18 protein-coding genes are annotated in these 18,629 nt (G+C 73.8%); 5 read left to right on the top strand and 13 right to left on the bottom strand.

Going from position 1 to position 18,629, the window contains the following annotated elements:
- Positions 1–53: 53 nt before the first annotated feature.
- On the top strand, positions 54–725 hold the full coding sequence (locus ACFVFQ_RS09370; protein ID WP_383411336.1) for an MOSC domain-containing protein: 672 nt from the start codon (positions 54–56) through the stop codon (positions 723–725).
- A gap of 76 nt (positions 726–801) precedes the next feature.
- Here ACFVFQ_RS09370 and ACFVFQ_RS09365 read toward each other — a convergent pair whose 3' ends face one another.
- Complete coding sequence (locus ACFVFQ_RS09365; protein ID WP_383411332.1) at positions 802–1,575, bottom strand: SDR family NAD(P)-dependent oxidoreductase; 774 nt, start codon at positions 1,573–1,575, stop codon at positions 802–804.
- Positions 1,576–1,815: 240 nt separating this feature from the next.
- Between ACFVFQ_RS09365 and ACFVFQ_RS09360 the strand changes: the two genes are divergently transcribed.
- A complete protein-coding gene (locus ACFVFQ_RS09360) occupies positions 1,816–2,829 on the top strand; it encodes a hydroxyacid dehydrogenase (RefSeq protein WP_383411330.1) in 1,014 nt (337 codons plus the stop codon).
- A gap of 167 nt (positions 2,830–2,996) precedes the next feature.
- Here ACFVFQ_RS09360 and groL read toward each other — a convergent pair whose 3' ends face one another.
- Positions 2,997–4,622 carry a chaperonin GroEL gene (gene groL, locus ACFVFQ_RS09355; RefSeq protein WP_383411328.1) on the bottom strand — a complete coding sequence of 542 codons (1,626 nt, stop codon included), beginning with the start codon at positions 4,620–4,622 and terminating at the stop codon, positions 2,997–2,999.
- A 134-nt stretch (positions 4,623–4,756) separates the two neighbouring features.
- Complete coding sequence (gene groES / locus ACFVFQ_RS09350; RefSeq protein WP_018538716.1) at positions 4,757–5,065, bottom strand: co-chaperone GroES; 309 nt, start codon at positions 5,063–5,065, stop codon at positions 4,757–4,759.
- A gap of 409 nt (positions 5,066–5,474) precedes the next feature.
- Here groES and ACFVFQ_RS09345 point away from each other — a divergent pair, with 409 nt between their 5' ends.
- Positions 5,475–6,908 (top strand): FtsW/RodA/SpoVE family cell cycle protein, encoded by a 1,434-nt coding sequence (locus ACFVFQ_RS09345; protein ID WP_383411547.1) that lies wholly within the window; start codon positions 5,475–5,477, stop codon positions 6,906–6,908.
- Positions 6,909–6,987: 79 nt separating this feature from the next.
- On the top strand, positions 6,988–8,235 hold the full coding sequence (locus ACFVFQ_RS09340) for a methyltransferase domain-containing protein (protein ID WP_383411326.1): 1,248 nt from the start codon (positions 6,988–6,990) through the stop codon (positions 8,233–8,235).
- 7 nt (positions 8,236–8,242) lie between these two features.
- Here the strand turns inward: ACFVFQ_RS09340 and ACFVFQ_RS09335 are convergent, their stop codons facing one another.
- The 4 genes from ACFVFQ_RS09335 to tsaB all read right to left on the bottom strand — a co-directional run bounded on the left by ACFVFQ_RS09335 (position 8,243) and on the right by tsaB (position 11,110).
- A complete protein-coding gene (locus ACFVFQ_RS09335; protein ID WP_383411541.1) occupies positions 8,243–8,590 on the bottom strand; it encodes a hypothetical protein in 348 nt (115 codons plus the stop codon).
- 119 nt (positions 8,591–8,709) lie between these two features.
- On the bottom strand, positions 8,710–9,867 hold the full coding sequence (gene tsaD, locus ACFVFQ_RS09330; protein ID WP_383411323.1) for a tRNA (adenosine(37)-N6)-threonylcarbamoyltransferase complex transferase subunit TsaD: 1,158 nt from the start codon (positions 9,865–9,867) through the stop codon (positions 8,710–8,712).
- 2 nt (positions 9,868–9,869) lie between these two features.
- On the bottom strand, positions 9,870–10,400 hold the full coding sequence (locus tag ACFVFQ_RS09325) for a GNAT family N-acetyltransferase (protein WP_383411537.1): 531 nt from the start codon (positions 10,398–10,400) through the stop codon (positions 9,870–9,872).
- A gap of 50 nt (positions 10,401–10,450) precedes the next feature.
- Positions 10,451–11,110 (bottom strand): tRNA (adenosine(37)-N6)-threonylcarbamoyltransferase complex dimerization subunit type 1 TsaB, encoded by a 660-nt coding sequence (gene tsaB / locus ACFVFQ_RS09320; protein WP_383411320.1) that lies wholly within the window; start codon positions 11,108–11,110, stop codon positions 10,451–10,453.
- A 129-nt stretch (positions 11,111–11,239) separates the two neighbouring features.
- Between tsaB and ACFVFQ_RS09315 the strand changes: the two genes are divergently transcribed.
- Positions 11,240–11,818: a hypothetical protein gene (locus ACFVFQ_RS09315; protein WP_383411317.1), complete on the top strand. Its 579-nt coding sequence runs from the start codon at positions 11,240–11,242 to the stop codon at positions 11,816–11,818.
- Between the two features lie 101 nt (positions 11,819–11,919).
- Here the strand turns inward: ACFVFQ_RS09315 and ACFVFQ_RS09310 are convergent, their stop codons facing one another.
- From ACFVFQ_RS09310 to ACFVFQ_RS09285, 6 genes are all read right to left on the bottom strand, one after another.
- Entirely contained in the window at positions 11,920–12,162 is a 243-nt protein-coding gene (locus tag ACFVFQ_RS09310; protein WP_383411314.1) for a hypothetical protein, read from the bottom strand.
- 178 nt (positions 12,163–12,340) lie between these two features.
- Positions 12,341–12,928, bottom strand: a complete 588-nt coding sequence (gene tsaE, locus ACFVFQ_RS09305) for a tRNA (adenosine(37)-N6)-threonylcarbamoyltransferase complex ATPase subunit type 1 TsaE (RefSeq protein WP_383411312.1) — start codon at positions 12,926–12,928, stop codon at positions 12,341–12,343.
- 60 nt (positions 12,929–12,988) lie between these two features.
- Entirely contained in the window at positions 12,989–14,296 is a 1,308-nt protein-coding gene (locus ACFVFQ_RS09300; RefSeq protein WP_383411309.1) for an alpha/beta fold hydrolase, read from the bottom strand.
- Positions 14,293–15,492 carry an alanine racemase gene (gene alr / locus ACFVFQ_RS09295; RefSeq protein ID WP_383411306.1) on the bottom strand — a complete coding sequence of 400 codons (1,200 nt, stop codon included), beginning with the start codon at positions 15,490–15,492 and terminating at the stop codon, positions 14,293–14,295. Before alr ends, ACFVFQ_RS09300 begins: the two co-directional genes overlap by 4 nt.
- Before the next feature lie 1,253 nt (positions 15,493–16,745).
- Positions 16,746–18,185, bottom strand: a complete 1,440-nt coding sequence (locus ACFVFQ_RS09290) for an NAD(P)H-hydrate dehydratase (protein ID WP_383411303.1) — start codon at positions 18,183–18,185, stop codon at positions 16,746–16,748.
- A 71-nt stretch (positions 18,186–18,256) separates the two neighbouring features.
- Positions 18,257–18,628: a holo-ACP synthase gene (locus ACFVFQ_RS09285; protein WP_383411534.1), complete on the bottom strand. Its 372-nt coding sequence runs from the start codon at positions 18,626–18,628 to the stop codon at positions 18,257–18,259.
- Between the last annotated feature and the right edge of the window lies 1 nt (position 18,629).

Below are 18,629 nucleotides of genomic sequence, written 5' to 3'. Positions count from 1 at the left end.
CACTCCGCGAAAAACGGAATGCCGGCTTTACCTCGATGTCTTAGCGTGCGGCCATGAACGCGAAGCTGCTGACCGTGAACACCGGGCGGGCCACCCCGTCCGCGCACACCAACGCCGAGGGCGGAACGGGCATCGACAAGCGCCCCGTAGACGGGCCCGTCGCGGTGGCGGCCCCCGGCCCCAAGGGCGTCGGCGGCAGCGGCCTCGCGGGCGATGCGGTGGTCGACCGCCGCCACCACGGCGGCGACGACCAGGCCGTCTACGCCTACGCCCGCGAGGACCTCGACGACTGGCAGCGCGAGCTGGGCCGCGAACTGGCCAACGGGGCGTTCGGCGAGAACCTCACCACCACCGGCATCGACATCACCGGCGCCCGGATCGGCGAACGCTGGCGGGTCGGCCCCGAGGTGCTCCTGGAGATCACCTCACCGCGCATCCCCTGCCGGACGTTCCAGGGCTGGCTGGACGAGCGTGGCTGGATCAAGCGGTTCACCCAGGCCGCCGTGCCCGGCGCGTACCTGCGCGTCCTGGAGGCCGGCGAGATCCGCGCCGGCGACCCCGTACGCGTCGAGCACCGTCCCGACCACGACATCACCATCGCGCTGATGTTCCGCGCCCTCACCACGCAACGCGACCTCCTCCCCCGCCTCCTGGAAGCGGGCACGCCCCTCCACCAGGAGGCCCGGGCCTCGGCGACCAAGTACACGGCGCTGGCCGCGAACTGACGCGGCGACACCTGGGGGCGGCACGCCACCTGGCGGGCCGCCGCTGAGGAGCGCCCTCCCCCGGGCTGCAACTCCCCTACTTCGGGCCGTACTTCCGCCCCGTACGGGAGGTGAGGCCGCCGAGGACGCCGCGCGGGGCCAGCTTCACCGCACCCATCAGGGCCTTGTAGCGCGGGTCCGGGATGGACAGCGACTTGCCGCGCGCCAGGTCCTTCATCGCCGCGTCCACGAGCCGGTCCGCGTCGAGCCACAGCCAGCCCGGGATGTTGTCCGTCCCCATGCCGGCCCGTTGGTGGAACTCGGTCCGCACGAAGCCCGGGCACAGCGCCATCAGGCGCACTCCGCTGCCGGCCAGGTCGCGGGCCGCGCCCTGGGTGAACTGCACGACCCACGCCTTGCTCGCGCCGTACGTGCCGCGCGGGACGAACGCCGCGACCGAGGCCACGTTGACCACGGCGCCGCGGCGGCGCTCGCGCATCCCGCGCACGGCCGCGGTGGTCAGCCGCAGCACCGCCTCGCAGTGCACCTTCAGCATCGTCAACTCGTCGGCCATCGGGACTTCGAGGTACTCGCCCTTGTTGCCGAACCCCGCGTTGTTGACCAGCAGGTCCACCGGGTGCTTGGGGTTCGCCAAACGGGCCTCGACGGCGGCGATGCCGTCCTCGGTCGCGAGGTCGGCGCTCAGCACCTCCGCCTCGATGCCGTGCCGGTCGTGCAGTTCGGTGGCCTGTTCCCGCAGCCGCTTCTCGTCGCGGGCCACCAGCACCACGCTGTGCCCGTCGCTCGCGAGACGGCGGGCGAATGCGGCGCCGATGCCGGCTGTTGCTCCTGTGATCAGTGCAGTCGTCATACCGGAACGGTAGCGGGGCCGACGGGCTTCCCACGCTCGCGGCCGGCGTGGTGTGCCCCAGCCGCCGGACCCGGCCACGTGGTCGTTGCCGGCCGCGCCCGCGCCACGCCGTGTCCGCCCCCGCCGCATGCGAGACGGCGGGGTGGGCAGGGCAAGGGAGCAGGCGCGGCACAGGCGGCGCGAGGCAGGCGGCGGGCGTCGCGGGGTTGGTGGGGCGAGAGGCGAGAGAGGGGTCGCGAGATGCGTGTGGACGTGCTGTTGGCCATGGGGCCGGGGATCGCGGAGAGGCTGCTCGGGGAGGCGCAGCGGGCCCGACTTGAGGGGCTGGCCCGGACGGACGGCCGGCTCGTCGCGCACGAGTTGGCCGCTCCGGGGCCCGAGGTGGCCGCCGCCCTCGCCGAGGCCGAGGTGTTGCTGACCTGCTGGGGCGCCCCGCCGCTCACCGCGGAGGTGCTCGCCGCGGCGCCCCGGCTGCGGGCGGTCGTGCACGCGGCCGGTTCCGTCAAGCAGCTTGTGACGGCGGCCTGTTGGGAGCGGGGCATCGCGGTCAGTTCGGCGGCGGCGGTCAACGCGTTGCCGGTGGCCGAGTACGCCCTCGCCGCCATCCTGTTCGCGAACAAGCGCGTGCTGCACGCCGCCCACCGCTATCGCGCCCTGCACGGCCGGCCCCACGACTGGCTGCGCGAGCTGGACGGTGCCGGCAACCACGGCCGCACCGTCGGCATCGTCGGCGCCTCCCGCATAGGCCGCCGGGTCATCGAGTTGCTGCGCCCGTTCGCGCTGCGGGTGGTGTTGTTCGACCCGTATGTGGACGACGCGGAGGCGGGGCGGTTGGGCGTGCGGCGCGTCTCGTTGGCGGAGTTGTGCGCGGGGAGTGACGTGGTGAGCGTGCACGCCCCGGAGGTGCCCGCGACCCGGCACCTGATCGGCGCGCGCGAGTTGGCCCTGATGCCCGACGGGGCGACGCTGGTCAATACCTCGCGCGGCTCGCTGATCGACGAGGCGGCCCTGGTGGCGGAGGTCTCCAGCGGACGGCTCGCCGCGGTGCTGGACGTCACCGAGCCCGAACTGCCGCCCGCCGACTCGCCGTTGTACGCGTTGCCGAACGTGCTGCTCACCCCGCACATCGCCGGTTCGCTCGGCACCGAGCTGCACCGGATGGCCGACCACGCCCTGGACGAGCTGGAGCGGTACGGGAAGGGGCTGCCGTTCGCGACCCCGGTGCGGCGGGAGGAGCTGGACCGTTCCGCCTGACGGGTCGTTACGGGGCGCTACGAGTCGCGGGATCCGTAACGGGCCTCGCAGGGCGCACCGTTGCCCGCGCCGGCTCACCCGCCAATGGCCGAGGCCCGGCCCCCGGTGAGTGGGGGCCGGGCCTCGTGGTGCCGGCGCGGGCGCGGCCGGCGGGTGTGCGCGGGGTGTCAGTGCGCGTGGCCGTGACCGTGGCCGGCGGCCGGGGCCTCTTCCTCTTCCTTCTTCTCGACGACCAGGGTCTCGGTCGTGAGCAGCAGGGAGGCGATGGAGGCGGCGTTCTCCAGGGCGGAGCGGGTGACCTTGACCGGGTCGATGACGCCGGCCTTGACCAGGTCGCCGTACTCGCCGGTGGCGGCGTTGAAGCCGTTGCCCTTGTCGAGCTCGGCCACCTTGGCGGTGATCACGTAGCCCTCAAGGCCGGCGTTCTCGGCGATCCAGCGCAGCGGCTCGACGGCGGCGCGGCGGACCACGGCGACACCGGTGGCCTCGTCGCCCTCCTTGCCGAGGTTGCCGTCCAGGACCTTGACGGCGTGGACGAGGGCGGAGCCACCACCGGAGACGATGCCCTCCTCGACCGCGGCGCGGGTCGCGGAGATGGCGTCCTCCAGGCGGTGCTTCTTCTCCTTGAGCTCGACCTCGGTGGCCGCGCCGACGCGGATCACGCAGACGCCGCCGGCCAGCTTGGCGAGGCGCTCCTGGAGCTTCTCGCGGTCCCAGTCGGAGTCGGTGGCCTCGATCTCGGCCTTGATCTGGGCGACGCGACCCTGGACGTCGTCGCTGTTGCCGCCGCCGTCGACGATGGTGGTGTCGTCCTTGGTGACGGTCACGCGGCGGGCGGTGCCGAGCACCTCCAGGCCGACCTGGTCGAGCTTGAGGCCGACCTCTTCGGCCACGACGGTGGCACCGGTGAGGGTGGCCATGTCGCCGAGCATCGCCTTGCGGCGGTCACCGAAGCCGGGGGCCTTGACGGCCACCGCGTTGAAGGTGCCGCGGATCTTGTTGACGACGAGGGTGGAGAGGGCCTCGCCCTCGACGTCCTCGGCGATGATCAGCAGCGGCTTGGAGGCGCCGGCCTGGATGACCTTCTCCAGCAGCGGCAGCAGGTCCTGGATGGAGGAGATCTTGCCCTGGTGGATCAGGATGTAGGGGTCGTCGAGGACGGCCTCCATGCGCTCCTGGTCGCTGACCATGTAGGGCGAGAGGTAGCCCTTGTCGAAGGCCATGCCCTCGGTGAAGTCCAGCTCCAGACCGAAGGTGTTGGACTCCTCGACGGTGATCACGCCGTCCTTGCCGACCTTGTCCATCGCCTCGGCGATGAGCTCGCCGACCTGGGCGTCCTGGGCGGACAGCGCGGCCACGGCGGCGATGTCGGACTTGTCGTCGATCGGGCGGGCGGTCGCCAGCAGGTCGTCGGAGACGGCCTTGACGGCGGCGTCGATGCCCTTCTTCAGGGCGGCCGGAGAGGCACCCGCGGCGACGTTGCGCAGACCCTCGCGGACCAGCGCCTGGGCCAGGACGGTGGCGGTGGTGGTGCCGTCACCCGCGATGTCGTTGGTCTTGGTCGCCACCTCCTTGACGAGCTGGGCGCCGAGGTTCTCGTACGCGTCCTCGACCTCGACCTCGCGGGCGATGGTGACGCCGTCGTTGGTGATGGTCGGGGCGCCGAACTTCTTGTCGATCACGACGTTGCGGCCCTTGGGACCGATGGTGACCTTGACCGTGTCGGCCAGCTTGTTGACGCCGCGCTCAAGGGCGCGACGGGCGTCCTCGTCGAACTTCAGGATCTTCGCCATGGGTGCTTCAAGTCCTCTCGTTGCGATCGTCGGCCTCGCCGCCGTGACCGCTCTCGCGAAAACGAACTGCGCCCCTGCCCCGGTCGGTGAGAACGCGGGAACCAGGGGCGCAGATCAGGGCAATTCCGGGTGACTTACTTCTCGACGATCGCGAGCACGTCGCGCGCCGAGAGGACGAGGTACTCCTCGCCGCTGTACTTCACCTCGGTGCCGCCGTACTTGCTGTAGAGCACGACGTCGCCGACCTGGACGTCGAGCTCGACGCGCTTGCCGTCCTCGAAGCGACCCGGACCAATCGCCAGGACGACGCCCTCCTGGGGCTTCTCCTTCGCGGTGTCCGGAATGACCAGGCCCGAGGCCGTGGTCTGCTCGGCGTCGAGCGGCTGGACCACGATGCGGTCCTCAAGCGGCTTGATGGCAACCTTGGAGCTGGCGGTCGTCACGATCCGACCTCCCCCTTCGGAGATCTCACGGGGTTAACTGTCTGAGGTGGCGACCAGGTGGATCCGTCGTCGCGGGTGCCGGACCTGCCCGTCGCTGTGTTGGCACTCTCCGTCGGGGAGTGCCAACGCTGAGACTATGACGCCGTTAGCACTCGGTCAAGCGGAGTGCCAGCGCGGCGGAGACGCGTACCGTGTCTGCTGCCGGTCGGCCGGGCGTGGAGTCGGACACACCTACCCGCTCGGCCGCAACCAGGCCCGCGGCTGCCCCGTCTTGTCCCCGGGACCGCTGACACCGGGCCGTGACCCGGCCGCCCTGCGGCCCTGACCCATCGATGGCGGAGGAACCGTGCGTGGACTGACCAGCGCTCCCCGGGATTCCGGGGGACCGGAGAGCGACGCCGAACGCACCATGACGTTCGCCGCGCTGGCCCAGGCCCCGAACCGTCGGCGGACCGAGGCCTGGCTGCTGGGCTTTGTGGTGCTCATCACCGTCTTCGGCTACGCCTACACCGAGTTGTCCATGAAGGGGCAGATTCCCGGCGGGCTGGCCGGCTTCGCGGTGAGCATGTTCTTCATCGCGCTGGTGCCGCACCTGGTCGTCCGCCGGTTCGCGCCGCGCGCCGACCCCCTGATCCTGCCGTTGGCGACGATGCTGACCGGGATCGGGCTGGTGCTGCTGCACCGGCTGGACATCACCTACGCGGAAAAGCCCCGGCTGAAGATCGCGCAGGCGGCGACCGGGCAGCTGGTGTGGACGGTCATCGGGGTCGCGGTCTGCATCGTGATCCTGATGGTGCTGCGCGACCACCGGCTTCTGCAGCGCTACATCTATCTGACGATGGCCGTCGCGCTGGTGCTGTTGATGGCGCCGGCGTTCTTCGGCGCGGACCAGTTCGGCGCCAAGCGCTGGATCATGCTCGGGCCGCTGTCGATGCAGCCCGGCGAGTTCGTGAAGATCATGATCGTGGTGTTCTTCGCGGGGTATCTGACCGTCAATCGCGATGCGTTGGCGCTGTCCGGGCGCCGGGTGATGGGCATGCAGCTGCCGCCGGGCCGGCAGCTCGGGCCGATCTTCACGATCTGGGTGATCAGCCTGCTGGTGCTGGTCTTCGAGCGCGACCTGGGCACCTCGCTGATCTTCTTCGGCGTCTTCGTGATCATGCTCTACATGGCCACCGAGCGCACCAGTTGGGTGGTCTGCGGTCTGCTGATGGCCGTGGTCGGCGCCGCCGTCGTCGGCTCGACCGAACCGCACGTCAAGGGCCGCGTGATGGCCTGGCTGCACCCGATGGACATCTTCCTGCCGGAGAACAAGCGGCCGCCGGGGCTGATCTCCGACCAGGCCGCCCAGGCGCTGTTCAGCTTCGGCAGCGGCGGCATCGGCGGCACCGGGCTGGGCCAGGGCCACCCCGAGCTGATCGGCTTCGCCGGCAACAGCGACTTCATCCTCACCACCGTCGGCGAGGAGCTGGGCCTGGCCGGGGTGATGGCCGTGCTGCTGCTCTACGGCCTGCTGGCCCAGCGCGGCCTGCGGGTGGGCCTGACCGCCCGCGACCCGTTCGGCAAGCTGCTGGCCGTCGGCCTCGCCGGTGCGCTGCTGCTCCAGGTCTTCGTCGTCACCGGCGGCGTCACCGGGCTGATCCCGCTGACCGGTAAGGCCCTGCCGTTCCTCGCCAAGGGCGGTTCGTCACTGGTCGCGAACTGGGTGATGGTGGCGGTGCTGCTACGGGTCAGCGACAGCGCCCAACGGCGCCGGGAGCCGGTCCGCCCGGCCCCGGAGCGACCGGACGCGGACGCCACCCAACGGGTGCCGCGGATCACCGGGAACGAATCCGGCGCCTGACGACGCCACGGCCACACACGAGTGCCGGCCCGCGGACCATCCGCGGGCCGGCACTCGCGCGTGGCCCACAATGGTGCCGATGACCGACCTCGACACCTTCTCCGCGCTGCTCGCCCCCGAGGGCCAGCAACTCCTGGCCGCCCTGCGGGACTACGACCCGGCGGACGAGCTGACCACCGCCACCCGGCTCCGCCGCGACCACCCCGCCGAGCTGGTCTCGGCCGCGCTCGGGCAGGCCCGGCTGCGGCAGCGGGCGGCCGCGAAGTTCGGCGCGGACGCCGCGCGGATGTACTTCACGCCGGGCGGGGTCGAGCAGTCCACCCGCGCCCCGGTGGCCGCCCACCGCGCCGCCCGGCTCGCCGCGCTGGGCGTGCGGACCCTGGCGGACCTGTGCTGCGGGATCGGCGGCGACGCGCTGGCGCTGGCCCGGGCCGGGGTCCGGGTGTTGGCCGTGGACCGCGACCCGCTGGCCTGCGCGGCGGCCCGGGCCAACGCCGAGGCGCTGGGCCTGGCGGACCGGATCGAGGTGCGGTGCGCGGACGTCACCGAGGTCGACACCGCCGGGTACGACGCGGTGTTCGTGGACCCGGCGCGGCGCACCAAGGCCCGCGGGGGCCGGGTCTTCGACCCCGAGGCGTACTCGCCGCCGCTGTCCTGGGCGATCGGGGCGGCCCGCACGGCGCCGTTCGCGGCGTTGAAGATCGCGCCCGGGGTGCCGCACGAGGCGCTGCCTGAGGATGCCGAGACGGAGTGGATCTCCGACGCGGGGGACGTGAAGGAGGCCGTCCTGTGGTTCGGCACCGGCCGCGGCGGCGCCCGCCGCGCCACCCTGCTGCCCGCCGGGGACTCCCTGGTCGGCGCCGGCCTGCCCGACCCGCCCACCCGTCGCCCGACCACCACCCCAGCCGGAGACGCTTCGCGTCGCCCCCCTGTTGGGACCGTCGGCGACTGGCTCTACGAGCCGGACGGCGCGGTCATCCGCGCCCACCTGGTCGCGGACGTCGCCGAGCAGGTAGCCGGCCGGCTGATCGACCCGACGATCGCCTATGTGACCGCGGACCGGCTGGTGCCGACGCCGTACGCGACCGCCTACGCGGTCACCGACGTACTGCCGTTCAACGTCAAGAAGCTGAAGGCGCTGCTGCGGGAGCGCGGGGTGGGCGTCGCGGTGATCAAGAAGCGCGGGTCCGCGGTGGAGCCCGAGGAGCTGCGCCGGAAGCTCAAGTTGGCCGGGCCGCACTCCTGCACGGTCTTCCTCACCCGCGTCGCGGGGGCGCCCACCATGCTGCTGGGGCACCCGGCGGCCGAGGGCGCCGCACCGGCCTGACGGCCGCTCAGGCCAGGTCGGTCAGCTCCTCGGCGTAGACCTGGGAGAGCGGCTGCGGACCGACGTACTGCTGACAGCTGCACTGCCGGGCCTCGTAACGGAGGGGCTTCTTCTCGGCGTCCCAGGCGACGGCGGTCTGGACCGTCTCGTGGCAGCGGCCCTGCTTGTCGTGCTTGGCGAGGTGGTGCTCGCAGCCGCACACCGGGGCCGGCGACTGGTCCGCGGCCCCCAGGGCCAGCCGGTCCTCCCGCCGGGCCTCGATGAGGTCCAACTTGCGCTGGTGGCGCGTCTTCAGCGCCCTGCGGACCGTGCTGGTCGCCGCGGACCCGGCGTAGATCGCCGGTCCGGCCAGCATGAAGAGATACCACCAGTTCACTGCGCGCCCCCGCTTCCCCGTCTGTGACCTGGGCGCTTCCCCCACGCCCAGGCCACCAGAATACGGGCCGCGCCAAGGCCCCAACGGCCGGCGGACGCCTACGAGTACAGGTTGTCCTTGCTCAACTCGTGGAAGTGGTCGTGGTCATGGTCATGGCTGTGACCGTGCTCGTGACGATGGCCGTGACCGTGCTCGTGGCCGCCCGGGGCCGGGACGTGGGTCTCGGTGACCGGCAGCGAGGAGTCCGCGGAGAGCTCCCAGGCGGAGGCCGGGCGGTTGCGGGCCACCATCTCGGCGCCCAGGGCCGCGACCATCGCCCCGTTGTCGGTGCACAACTTGGGCCGCGGCACCCGCAGTTGGATGCCGGCGTCCTCGCAGCGCCGCTCGGCCATCGCCCGCAGCCGGGAGTTGGCCGCCACCCCACCACCGATCATCAGGTGGTCCACGCCGTTGTCCTTGCAGGCCCGCACCGCCTTACGGGTCAGCACGTCGACGACCGCCTCCTGGAACGACGCCGAGACGTCCGCCACCGGGACCTCCTCCCCGGCCGCCCGCTTGGCCTCGATCCAACGGGCCACCGCGGTCTTCAGGCCGGAGAAGGAGAAGTCGTAGGCGGGGTCGCGGGGGCCGGTCAGCCCGCGCGGGAAGCGGATCGCCTCCGGGTCGCCCTCGCGCGCGTAGCGGTCGATGACCGGGCCGCCCGGGAAGCCGAGGTGGAGCACCCGCGCCACCTTGTCGAACGCCTCGCCTGCCGCGTCGTCGATGGTCGAGCCGAGCGGGCGGACGTCGGAGGTGATGTCCGGGGCCAGCAGCAGCGAGGAGTGGCCGCCGCTGACCAGCAGCGCCATCGTCGGCTCCGGCAGCGGGCCGTGTTCGAGCTGGTCGACGCAGATGTGCGAGGCGAGGTGGTTGACGCCGTAGAGCGGCTTGCCCAGCGCGTAGGCGTACGCCTTGGCGGCCGAGACGCCCACCAGCAGCGCGCCGGCCAGGCCGGGGCCCGCGGTGACCGCGATGCCGTCCAGGTCGGAGGCGGCCACCCCGGCCTCCTTCAGGGCGCGCTGGATGGTGGGAACCATCGCCTCCAGGTGCGCGCGGGAGGCCACCTCGGGCACCACGCCGCCGAAGCGGGCGTGCTCGTCGACGCTGGAGGCGACCGCGTCGGCGAGCAGGGTGTGACCGCGGACGATGCCGACGCCGGTCTCGTCACAGGAGGTCTCGATGCCGAGGACGAGCGGTCCGCCGCGAGAGTCAGCCATGTTCACGTTCCTTGTACGGAGGGTGCTTCGGAGGAGGTCTGGGAGGGGCGGCGCATCACCAGTGCGTCGACGTTGCCGGGCTGGTAGTAGCCGCGGCGGAAACCGATCGGCTCGAAGCCGAAGCGCTCGTAGAGGCGCTGGGCGCGGGCGTTGTCGACCCGCACCTCCAGCAGCACCTCATGGCACTCGAAGGCGGTGGCGGCGCCCAGCAGCGCGGTCAGCAGCCGGCCGCCGAGGCCGGTGCCCCACTGGTCGCGGGCGGTGGCGATGGTCTGGACGTCGCCGGTGCCGTCGATCGCGGCCAGCCCGCCGTAGCCGACGATCCGACTCTCGGCCTGCCCCTCGCCCGACCACCGCCCCTCAACGGCACCGCTGCGCGGCGGCGCCTCCAGTTCGGCGACGAGATAGCGGCGGGTGGCCAACGGGCCGCGGGCGTGGGCGAGTTCGGACCAGAACATCCCCGGCGACCAGGCGTCCTCGGGGAACAGGTCGCGCTCCAGCGCCAGCACGCCGGGCAGGTCCCACCACCGCATCTCCCGCAGTACGGCGGGGGATGCGGTCACGGTCGCGTCCGCGGGACCGCTCACTTCGGGGTGACCACCTTGTAGTTGGCGGGCACCTGGGCGTCGGGGCGGCGCAGGTACAGCGGCCGCGGCGGCAACAGTTCCTCGCCGGCGGCCAGCTTGGCGGCGGCCAGTTCGGCGAGCGCGGCGGCGGACTGGTGCGCGGGGCCGTCCCGGTGGACGCCGGTGAAGACGGTGTCGTAGAGCAGCGCGCCGGCGCCGACGGCCGGGACGCCGGCGACCTGCTCGGCGATGTCGGCGGGGCGGTCGACGGCGGGGTCGGTCAGCCGGGTCCGCGCATCCCCGTAGCGGGCCCAGTAGACCTCCTTGCGGCGGGCGTCGGTGGCCACGATGAACGGTCCGGTCAGGCCCGAGGCGTGGGCGATGCCGTCCAGCGAGCACAGGCCGTGGACGGGAATGTCCAGCGCCGCCCCGAAGGTGGTGGCGGTCGCCAGCCCCACCCGCAGCCCGGTGTACGGGCCGGGGCCCACGCCGACCACGATGTCGGTGACCTCGGCCAGCTTGTGCCCGGCCTCGGCCAGCACCCGGTCGACGGCGGGCAACAGCAGTTCGCCGTGCCGGCGGGCGTCCACCTCGCCGGCGGCGGCGAGGGTGCGGGAGCCATCGTGGAGCGCGACGGTGACGGCGGGGGTGGCGGTGTCAAGAGCTAGCAGCAGCACGCCTTAAAGACTACGGCGCGGCCGGCGGTGCCCCATCCGGTGCTACCGTCGATCCCCAGCCAGCCCAGTCAGCCCAAGCCCACAGCCTGCCCGTTCACGGGCGGCAGCGTACGGAAAGGTGGCACCGCGGTGCCCGCTAAGAGCAGCACGATCGTCACCGGTCTCACCGCGGCCGCCCTGGTCGTGATCGGCCTGCTCGGCTACCAGGCGTCCGCCGCCGCGTCCGGCCCGCTCGCTCCGGTACGGGGCGACGCGAAGGCCACCGCCCACAAGCCGGCCGCCGACGACCAGCACGACAAGAAGGACAAGCCCCCGGCCCCGGCCCCCGTTCCGGAACAGTCCGGCACCGGCAAGCGCGTGGTCTACGCGCTGGGCGCCAAGCGGGTCTGGCTGGTCGGCGCGGACGGCACCGCGCAGCGGACGTTCGCGGTCGCGCCGAGCGCGGTGAGCCCGACGCCGGGGACGTACCCGGTCACCTCACGGTCGGTGAGCGTGACCGGCTCGGACGGGGTGGCGATCGAGCACGTGGTGCGGTTCGCCGCCGTGAACGGCGTGGTCATCGGCTTCAGCGCGGCGGTCGACGGCTCGACGCCCGCGGCCACCGGCCCGAGCGCCAAGAAGACCGGCGGCATCCGGGAGTCGCGCGAGGACGGCGCGGCACTGTGGGACTTCGCGCTGCGCGGCGTGAAGGTCGTCGTCGTTCCCTAGGGTCTGTCCGACGGGGCAGGTGCCCCAGCCGCTCACCAGGGGCCGCGTCTGCCGGCGCGGCCCGGCCGCCCTACGGGCCCCGACCGCTTCGCCCCTACGGGCTACGCGGCGTCGCGCCCCGAAGTGGACGGGCCGGACGCCTGCCCACCGCTTTCCCCCGCATCGCCCCGTTCGCCCGCTTTTTCCTTCTCCGCGCGCGACTCCTCCGCAACGTCCGGCGGCGTGGAGACGGCACTGGCCGCGGCGCAGGCCGCGAGCAGTTCGTTCATCGTCGGCGCCGCGCGGCGCGCATCCTGCTCGGCGCGCCCGGCCGCCGGGGTGGGGGCGGACTGGTGGGGGGACATGGATGCCTCCCGGGCTCCTGGGGCAAGCGACTGGGGTCAGGCTCTACTTAGGTACACCTAACCAGGGCTCTCACACCCATGTGACCATGCCCGGCACCCGCCGCGCAACATCTTGCCGACGGCTTGTCGGAAACTACCGGGCCGGCTGGCCCGATCAAGCACCCCGAGGGCCCGCCCGTCAGCAGATCTCCAGCTCGGGAAGGCCGGCGTCCGCCCAGCGCGCGCCGACCCCGGTGACCGTCACCTCGCGGACGTCGTCCACATCCTCCTCCGGGTGCCCGGCCAGCCCACCAGGGGCATCAGCCCGCCCGTCGCCCGACCGCCACCCCGGCAGGAGGCGCTCCGCGCCGCCCCCTCCAACGGCCCGCCCGATGACGACGTGCAACCGGTCCTCCGACAGCTCCTCGACCTTGCCGTCGCCCCACTCGACGACCACCACCGACTCCGGCAGCGAGACGTCGAGGTCCAGGTCCTCCATCTCGTCCAGGCCGCCGCCGAGCCGGTACGCGTCGACGTGCACCAGCGCCGGGCCACCGGTCAGCGACGGGTGCACCCGGGCGATGACGAAGGTGGGCGAGGTCACGGCGCCCCGCACGCCCAGGGCCTCGCCCAGGCCGCGGGTGAGCGTCGTCTTCCCCGCGCCCAGCTCGCCGGTGAGCAGCACCAGATCGCCGGGGCGCAACAACGGCGCCAACCGGCGGCCCAACTCCTGCATCTGCTCGGGGGACTTGACGGTTACACGGGCAGTCGCGGCAGTGGTGCTCATGCCGCAAATGGTACGGCCCGGACGGGGCGGGGGTCCCACGTCCGGGCCGACGGCGCGGTTCTAGGCCCGCGCCGAGCGCGACCTGCGGGCCGCCGCACCCGCCCGCTCCACCAGGGCCACCAGGTGGTCGTTGACCAGCTCGGGCCGCTCCAGCATCACCAGGTGCCCGGCGTTTGGCACGCACACCAGCTCGGCGTCGGGCAGCACCTCGGCGATGGTGCGGCTGTGCTCGGCCGGGGTGATCAGGTCCTCCTCGCCGGCCAGCACCAGCGCGGGCACCGCGTCGTACGCCACCAGCGCCTCGGTCTTGTCGTGCACCGCGAACGCCGGGAAGAACTCGGCCACCACATCGATCGGCGTCGCCTCGATCAGCCGCTCCCCGAACCGCGCGATCGCCGGGTCCACGTCCGAACCACCGAACGAATAGCGCTTGATCAGCCCCGCGAACAGATCCGCGGTGGCCCGCCGCCCGCGCTCGACGATCTCGCTCTGCCGCCCCAGCGCCCGCAGCACCCCCGGCGCCAACCAGTGAAACGCCTTCGAACCCATCGACGGCAGCCCGAACCCGACCTCGCTCAGCCGGCCCGCCGACGTCCCGATCAGCGCCACGCCGACCACCCGCTCCGCCACGTACTCGGGGAACTGGTCCGCCAGCGCCATCACCGTCATCCCGCCCATGGAGTGCCCGACCAGCACGATCGGCCCCTCGGGCACCGCGGCGTCCAACACCGCCTTCAGGTCCCGGCCCAGCAGGTCGATGGTGACCGGCTCGGTGCCGTCGATCTGCCCGTGACCGCGCGCCGAGCGGCCGTGGCTGCGCTGGTCCCAGTGGACGGTGCGGACCGCGCCGCGCAGCGCGGCCCGCTGGAAGTGCCAGGAGTCCTGGCTCAGGCAGTAGCCGTGGCTGAAGACGACCGTGGGCGCCGGCGAACGCCGCCCCAGGGCCGCCGCGAGCCGCTTGTGCAGCCCGCTCCGGGCCTCCTGGACCGCCCGGACCTCCTTGCCCGCACGGGCGCCCGGCGCACCGTTCGCGGCCGCCCTGCCACCCCGGGACGACTTCGGGGCCGGGCCGTCCGCGACCTCGTCGACCTCGTAGTGCAGCGCGGTCCCGTCCTCGGCGACCGCCGTACCCGGGGTGCCGCGCAACGTCCCGTACGGGCCGACCGCGTCCAGCGCCAGCCGCGCCCGGCGGCGCATCCCCCGGCCGACCGTCAGCCGCTCCATGGCCACCCCGGCCGCCGCGCCCGCCGCGACCACGCCGATCGCCAGGCCCGCGAGGCCCGCCTGGCGGCCCGCCCTGGCCCAGTTCCCCGCCGCCTCCGCGGCCGTCTCGACGGCCTGCGCCGCGGCCTCGGTCCCGTCGGTCATGCCACGCCCCCCGTCAGCGCCGTGTCACCTTCCCGTCGGTCCCCGCCCTGCGCGGGGACCTCGCTGTCCACATAGACGCGCGGCACCCGCTTCCCGATCCGGGTGACGATCTCGTACCCGATCGTCCCGGCCGCCCGCGCCCAGTCCTCCGCGCTCGGCTCGCCGCGGTCCCCGGGCCCGAACAGCACCGCCGGCTCGCCGACCTCGGCCCCGTCGCCGCCCAGGTCGACCACGAACTGGTCCATCGCGATCCGCCCCGCGACCGTCCGCCACTTCCCGGCGACCAGCACCGGCCCCGTCCCCGAGGCGTGCCGCGGGATGCCGTCGGCGTACCCCAGGGGCACCAGCGCCAGGGTGGTCTCCCCCGGCGTCGTGTAGTGGTGCCCGTACGACACCCCGTGCCCGCCCGGCACCCGCTTCACCGACGCCAGCGACGCCTCCAGCGTCATCGCCGGCCGCAGCCCGAAGTCCTCCGGAACGCCGACCTCCGGGCTGGGCGAGACGCCGTAGATCCCGATCCCGCTGCGGACGAGGTCGAAGTGGGCCTCGGGGAGGGTGAGCAGCGCGGGGGTGTTGGCGATGTGCCGCACCTCCGGGCGCAGCCCGGCCGCCTCGGCGACCGCCAACGCCCGGCGGAACTCGGTCAGCTGGGCGGCGATCGACGGGTGCCCGGGCTCGTCGGCGCAGGCGAAGTGCGACCAGACGCCGGTGACGGTGAGCACCCCCTCGGCCTCGGCGGCTCTGGCGGCGGCGGTCAGCTCCGTCCAGTCCGCGGGCGGACAGCCGTTGCGGCCCAGGCCGGTGTCGATCTTCAGCTGCACGCGCGCGGGGCGCCGGCAGCGCCGCGCCGCGTCCGCGACCTCGCGCAGCGCCCACATCCCGCTCACCGAGACGTCCACGTCCTGCTCGATCGCCCGTCCCCAGGGCCCGCCCGGCGTCCACAGCCAGCACATCAACCGGCCGCGGTCGCCGGCCTCCCGCAGCGCGAACGCCTCCTCGGGCAGCGCCACACCCACCCAGCCCGCACCGGCCTCACGGGCCGCACGGGCGCAACGGATCGCGCCGTGCCCGTAGCCGTCGGACTTGACGACGGCCATCAGCTCTGCCCCGGGAGCGCGGTCCCGCAGTGCACGGACGTTCGACCGCACGGCGGCGAGGTCGATGGCGGCACGGGCGCGCTTAGCTGTCTCGTTCATCCCCCTCAGTGTCGCAGGCGACCCGGCCCCGGGGGCCGGGTGACGCCACAGTCGTCCCACGTTTGTGGGGCCTTCCCACGTTGGGGCGCGGCGCTCGCCTCGGGGTTACTCGCCGTAGCGGCGGGAGGTGGTGGGCGGCGGGGCCCCTCGTTGTCGGCTGCGGCCTGGGGGCTTGCGCCTGGCGGGTCCCGCCTGGTGGGCGCGGGCACTTTGCGCGTTCCGCCCCGGTGGGGCCGGCGCCTGGCGGGTTCTGCCCGGTGGGGGCTGGCGCTTTGCGCGTTCCGCCCGGTGGGGGCTGGCGCTTTGCGGCTTCTCGCCGTGGGTGGGGCCGGAGGGGCTGTCCCGGGGTACGTCCTCGGTGCGGGCGCCTCTGGTCAGTCAAGTGAGGAATACCCGGGGCTTTGCTCCAGATCCTGCGGGCGCACCCCGGGACATCCCCTCCGGCCTACGCCGTCGCCGACCACCCGCCGGTGGACCCACCCGCCACCAGCCCAACTCACAGACCACGGCGCCCTGGTGGCTACCCGACCGCGGCTGGCTCCGACAACGGCTGGCGTAGTCAGGTCGCTTGCGGGCCAGTAGTCAGGGTCACTCGCGGGCCAGGCAGCGACCCTTACTACGCCAGCCATCGGTGGTAGCCGTCGGCGGTCCGGGCCAGGAGTGGGCCGCCGCCCCGTGCCTTGCTCGCCGCCGCCTCCTCTTATCCGGCAACGAACGCGGAGGGGTGGGGAGTTCCGCGTTCCGTTACGGATTGTAGTCGGACGGGTGGGGGTGGTGAGGAGGCTTGGGGATACACCCGCGCAGTCGGGGCCGCACAGGCAGGACACAGTGGGGCCGCACAGGCAGGACACAGTCGGGGAGGCGACCGCCGAGGCCGAGGCCGGCAACGCTGCCCACAGGGACGCGACCGCGTAGCCGACCGGAACCGACGCGGCGGGAAAGACGCCAACGGCGCCGGGTCGGAGGGGATGTCCCGGAGCCCGCCCGCAGGATCTGGAGCAAAGCCCCGGGTAATCCTCACCCACACACCAGAGGCGCCCGCACCGAGGACGGGCTCCGGGGCAGCCCCTCCGACCCCCACCCACCGAAGAGTGAGCGAGGCCACCCCAGCCACCACCGCGCCAGACAGACAGACCGACAGACAGACAACAACGCGGGGCGACCACAAACCACCCCCCGCCGCCACGGCGCGCAACCACCCACCGACAGGGACCGGCGGCATACCCAACCCACCAAAACCCCAACGTGGGATGTCAAGAACAGACGTTGGCCCAAGCCTCCCCCAGCGCCCCCGCGACCCCCGACGCCGCGATCGGTTCGCCGTGCGGGCCGGCCGCGAGGCGCCCCGCGAGGCCGTGGAGGTAGGCGCCCACCGAGCCCGCATCGCGCGGCGCGAGGCCCGAGGCGAGGAGGGCCCCGGTGAGGCCGGAGAGGACGTCGCCGCTGCCGGCCGTGGCGAGCCACCCCGTCCCGGTGGGATTGGCCCGCACCGGAACGCCCGGCCCCGGATCCGCCACCAGCGTCGTCGAGCCCTTCAGCAGCACCGTCGCCCCGTACCGCGCCGCCAACTCCCGTACGGAGCCCAGCCGCGCCGCCTCGACCTCCTCGCGGCCGCGCCCCAGCAGCGCCGCCGCCTCCCCCGCGTGCGGCGTCAGCAGCGTCCCGGCCGCGCGCCGCCGGAGCCGATCCGGCGTCAGGAAGCGCAGCCCGTCCGCATCGACGAGCACCGGAACGTCCGCGTCCAGGACGGCCAGGACGTCGTCCAGCGCCCCCGCCTCGTCGCCGAGGCCCGGGCCGATCACCCACGACTGGACCCGGCCGGCCTTCCCCGGCGGGCCGGCGTGCACCAGCGTCTCCGGGAACCGCGCCAACACCGCGTCCGCCGCCGGCCCGACGTACCGCACCGCCCCGGCGCCGCCCCGCAGCGCGCCCGCCACCGCCAGCACCGCGGCCCCCGGATAGCGCGCCGACCCGGCGACCACCCCGACCACGCCCCGCCGGTACTTGTCGCTCTCGGCGGCCGGGCGCGGCAGCAACTCCGCGACGTCCGCATGTTGAAGCGCCGTCACCTCGGCGGTCTCCGGCGGGGTGAGCCCGATGTCCACCAGCCGCAGCGCGCCGGCCCGTTCGCGCGCCGGGTCGATCAGCAGGCCCGGCTTGTACGCGCCGAACGTGACGGTGACATCGGCCCACACGGCGTCCCCGTGCACCTCGCCGGTGTCGGCGTCCACCCCGCTCGGCAGGTCGACCGCCACCACCCTCGCGTGGTCCCACGCGGCGCGGGCGAGCCGGGCGGCCTCCGGGCGCAGCCCGCCGCGGCCGCCGATGCCGACGATGCCGTCGAGCACCAAGTCGGCGCGTTCGACGGCCCGGAGCGGGTCGGTGGCGACCCGGCCACCGGCGGCGCGGAGGGCGGCCAGGCCGCCGGCGTGCGCGCGTTCGGGCGCCAGCAGCACGGCGCTCACGCCGGCGCCGCGCCGCGCCAGCCGCGCGCCGGCGTACAGCGCGTCCCCGCCGTTGTCCCCACTGCCCACCAGGAGCACCACCCGGGAGCCGTAGACCCGGCCCAGCAACTCGGCGCAGGCGACGGCCAGTCCGGCCGCCGCCCGCTGCATCAGGGTCCCCTCGGGCAAGCGGGCCATCAGCTCCTGCTCGGCGGCCCGCACGGTCTCAACGCTGTAGGCAGTCCTCATGCGGCCAGTGTCACACCGGGGCGGGGGCGGGCGACGTACCGCGCGCCCGACGGCCGACGCGCGCCCGGGCGCTACCCCTCGGCGACCACCACCGCCGAGGCGACGCCCGCGTCGTGACTGAGCGACACATGCCAGGACCGCACGCCGAGTTCGGCGGCCCGGGCGGCGACCGTGCCCCGGACCCGCAGCCGCGGCTGCCCGCTGTCCTCGACGTAGACCTCGGCGTCCGTCCAGTGCAGTCCGCCCGGGGCGCCCAGCGCCTTGGCCACCGCCTCCTTGGCGGCGAACCGGGCCGCCAGGGAGGCGATGCCGCGCCGTTCGCCGCTCGGCAGCGTCAACTCCCCCTCGATGAACAGCCGGTGCGCCAACTCCGGCGTCCGCCGCAGCGCCGCGTCGAACCGGTCGATCTCCGCGACGTCGATCCCAACCCCAATGATCACCAGG

Source organism: Streptomyces sp. NPDC057743 (assembly GCF_042798755.1).
Taxonomy (GTDB): domain Bacteria; phylum Actinomycetota; class Actinomycetes; order Streptomycetales; family Streptomycetaceae; genus Streptomyces.
The sequence above is the reverse complement of the archived record's forward strand: the minus strand, read 5'-3'. Positions and strand labels throughout refer to the sequence as shown.

Excerpts from the sequence above, each read along its gene's own strand:
- ACFVFQ_RS09370 (WP_383411336.1), top strand. The coding sequence starts at position 54 with ATGAACGCGAAGCTGCTGACCGTGAACACCGGGCGGGCCACCCCGTCC.
- ACFVFQ_RS09365 (WP_383411332.1), bottom strand. The coding sequence starts at position 1,575 with ATGACGACTGCACTGATCACAGGAGCAACAGCCGGCATCGGCGCCGCA.
- ACFVFQ_RS09360 (WP_383411330.1), top strand. The coding sequence starts at position 1,816 with ATGCGTGTGGACGTGCTGTTGGCCATGGGGCCGGGGATCGCGGAGAGG.
- groL (WP_383411328.1), bottom strand. The coding sequence starts at position 4,622 with ATGGCGAAGATCCTGAAGTTCGACGAGGACGCCCGTCGCGCCCTTGAG.
- ACFVFQ_RS09345 (WP_383411547.1), top strand. The coding sequence starts at position 5,475 with ATGACGTTCGCCGCGCTGGCCCAGGCCCCGAACCGTCGGCGGACCGAG.
- ACFVFQ_RS09340 (WP_383411326.1), top strand. The coding sequence starts at position 6,988 with ATGACCGACCTCGACACCTTCTCCGCGCTGCTCGCCCCCGAGGGCCAG.
- ACFVFQ_RS09335 (WP_383411541.1), bottom strand. The coding sequence starts at position 8,590 with ATGCTGGCCGGACCGGCGATCTACGCCGGGTCCGCGGCGACCAGCACG.
- tsaD (WP_383411323.1), bottom strand. The coding sequence starts at position 9,867 with ATGGCTGACTCTCGCGGCGGACCGCTCGTCCTCGGCATCGAGACCTCC.
- ACFVFQ_RS09325 (WP_383411537.1), bottom strand. The coding sequence starts at position 10,400 with ATGCGGTGGTGGGACCTGCCCGGCGTGCTGGCGCTGGAGCGCGACCTG.
- ACFVFQ_RS09310 (WP_383411314.1), bottom strand. The coding sequence starts at position 12,162 with ATGTCCCCCCACCAGTCCGCCCCCACCCCGGCGGCCGGGCGCGCCGAG.
- tsaE (WP_383411312.1), bottom strand. The coding sequence starts at position 12,928 with ATGAGCACCACTGCCGCGACTGCCCGTGTAACCGTCAAGTCCCCCGAG.
- ACFVFQ_RS09300 (WP_383411309.1), bottom strand. The coding sequence starts at position 14,296 with ATGACCGACGGGACCGAGGCCGCGGCGCAGGCCGTCGAGACGGCCGCG.
- alr (WP_383411306.1), bottom strand. The coding sequence starts at position 15,492 with ATGAACGAGACAGCTAAGCGCGCCCGTGCCGCCATCGACCTCGCCGCC.
- ACFVFQ_RS09290 (WP_383411303.1), bottom strand. The coding sequence starts at position 18,185 with ATGAGGACTGCCTACAGCGTTGAGACCGTGCGGGCCGCCGAGCAGGAG.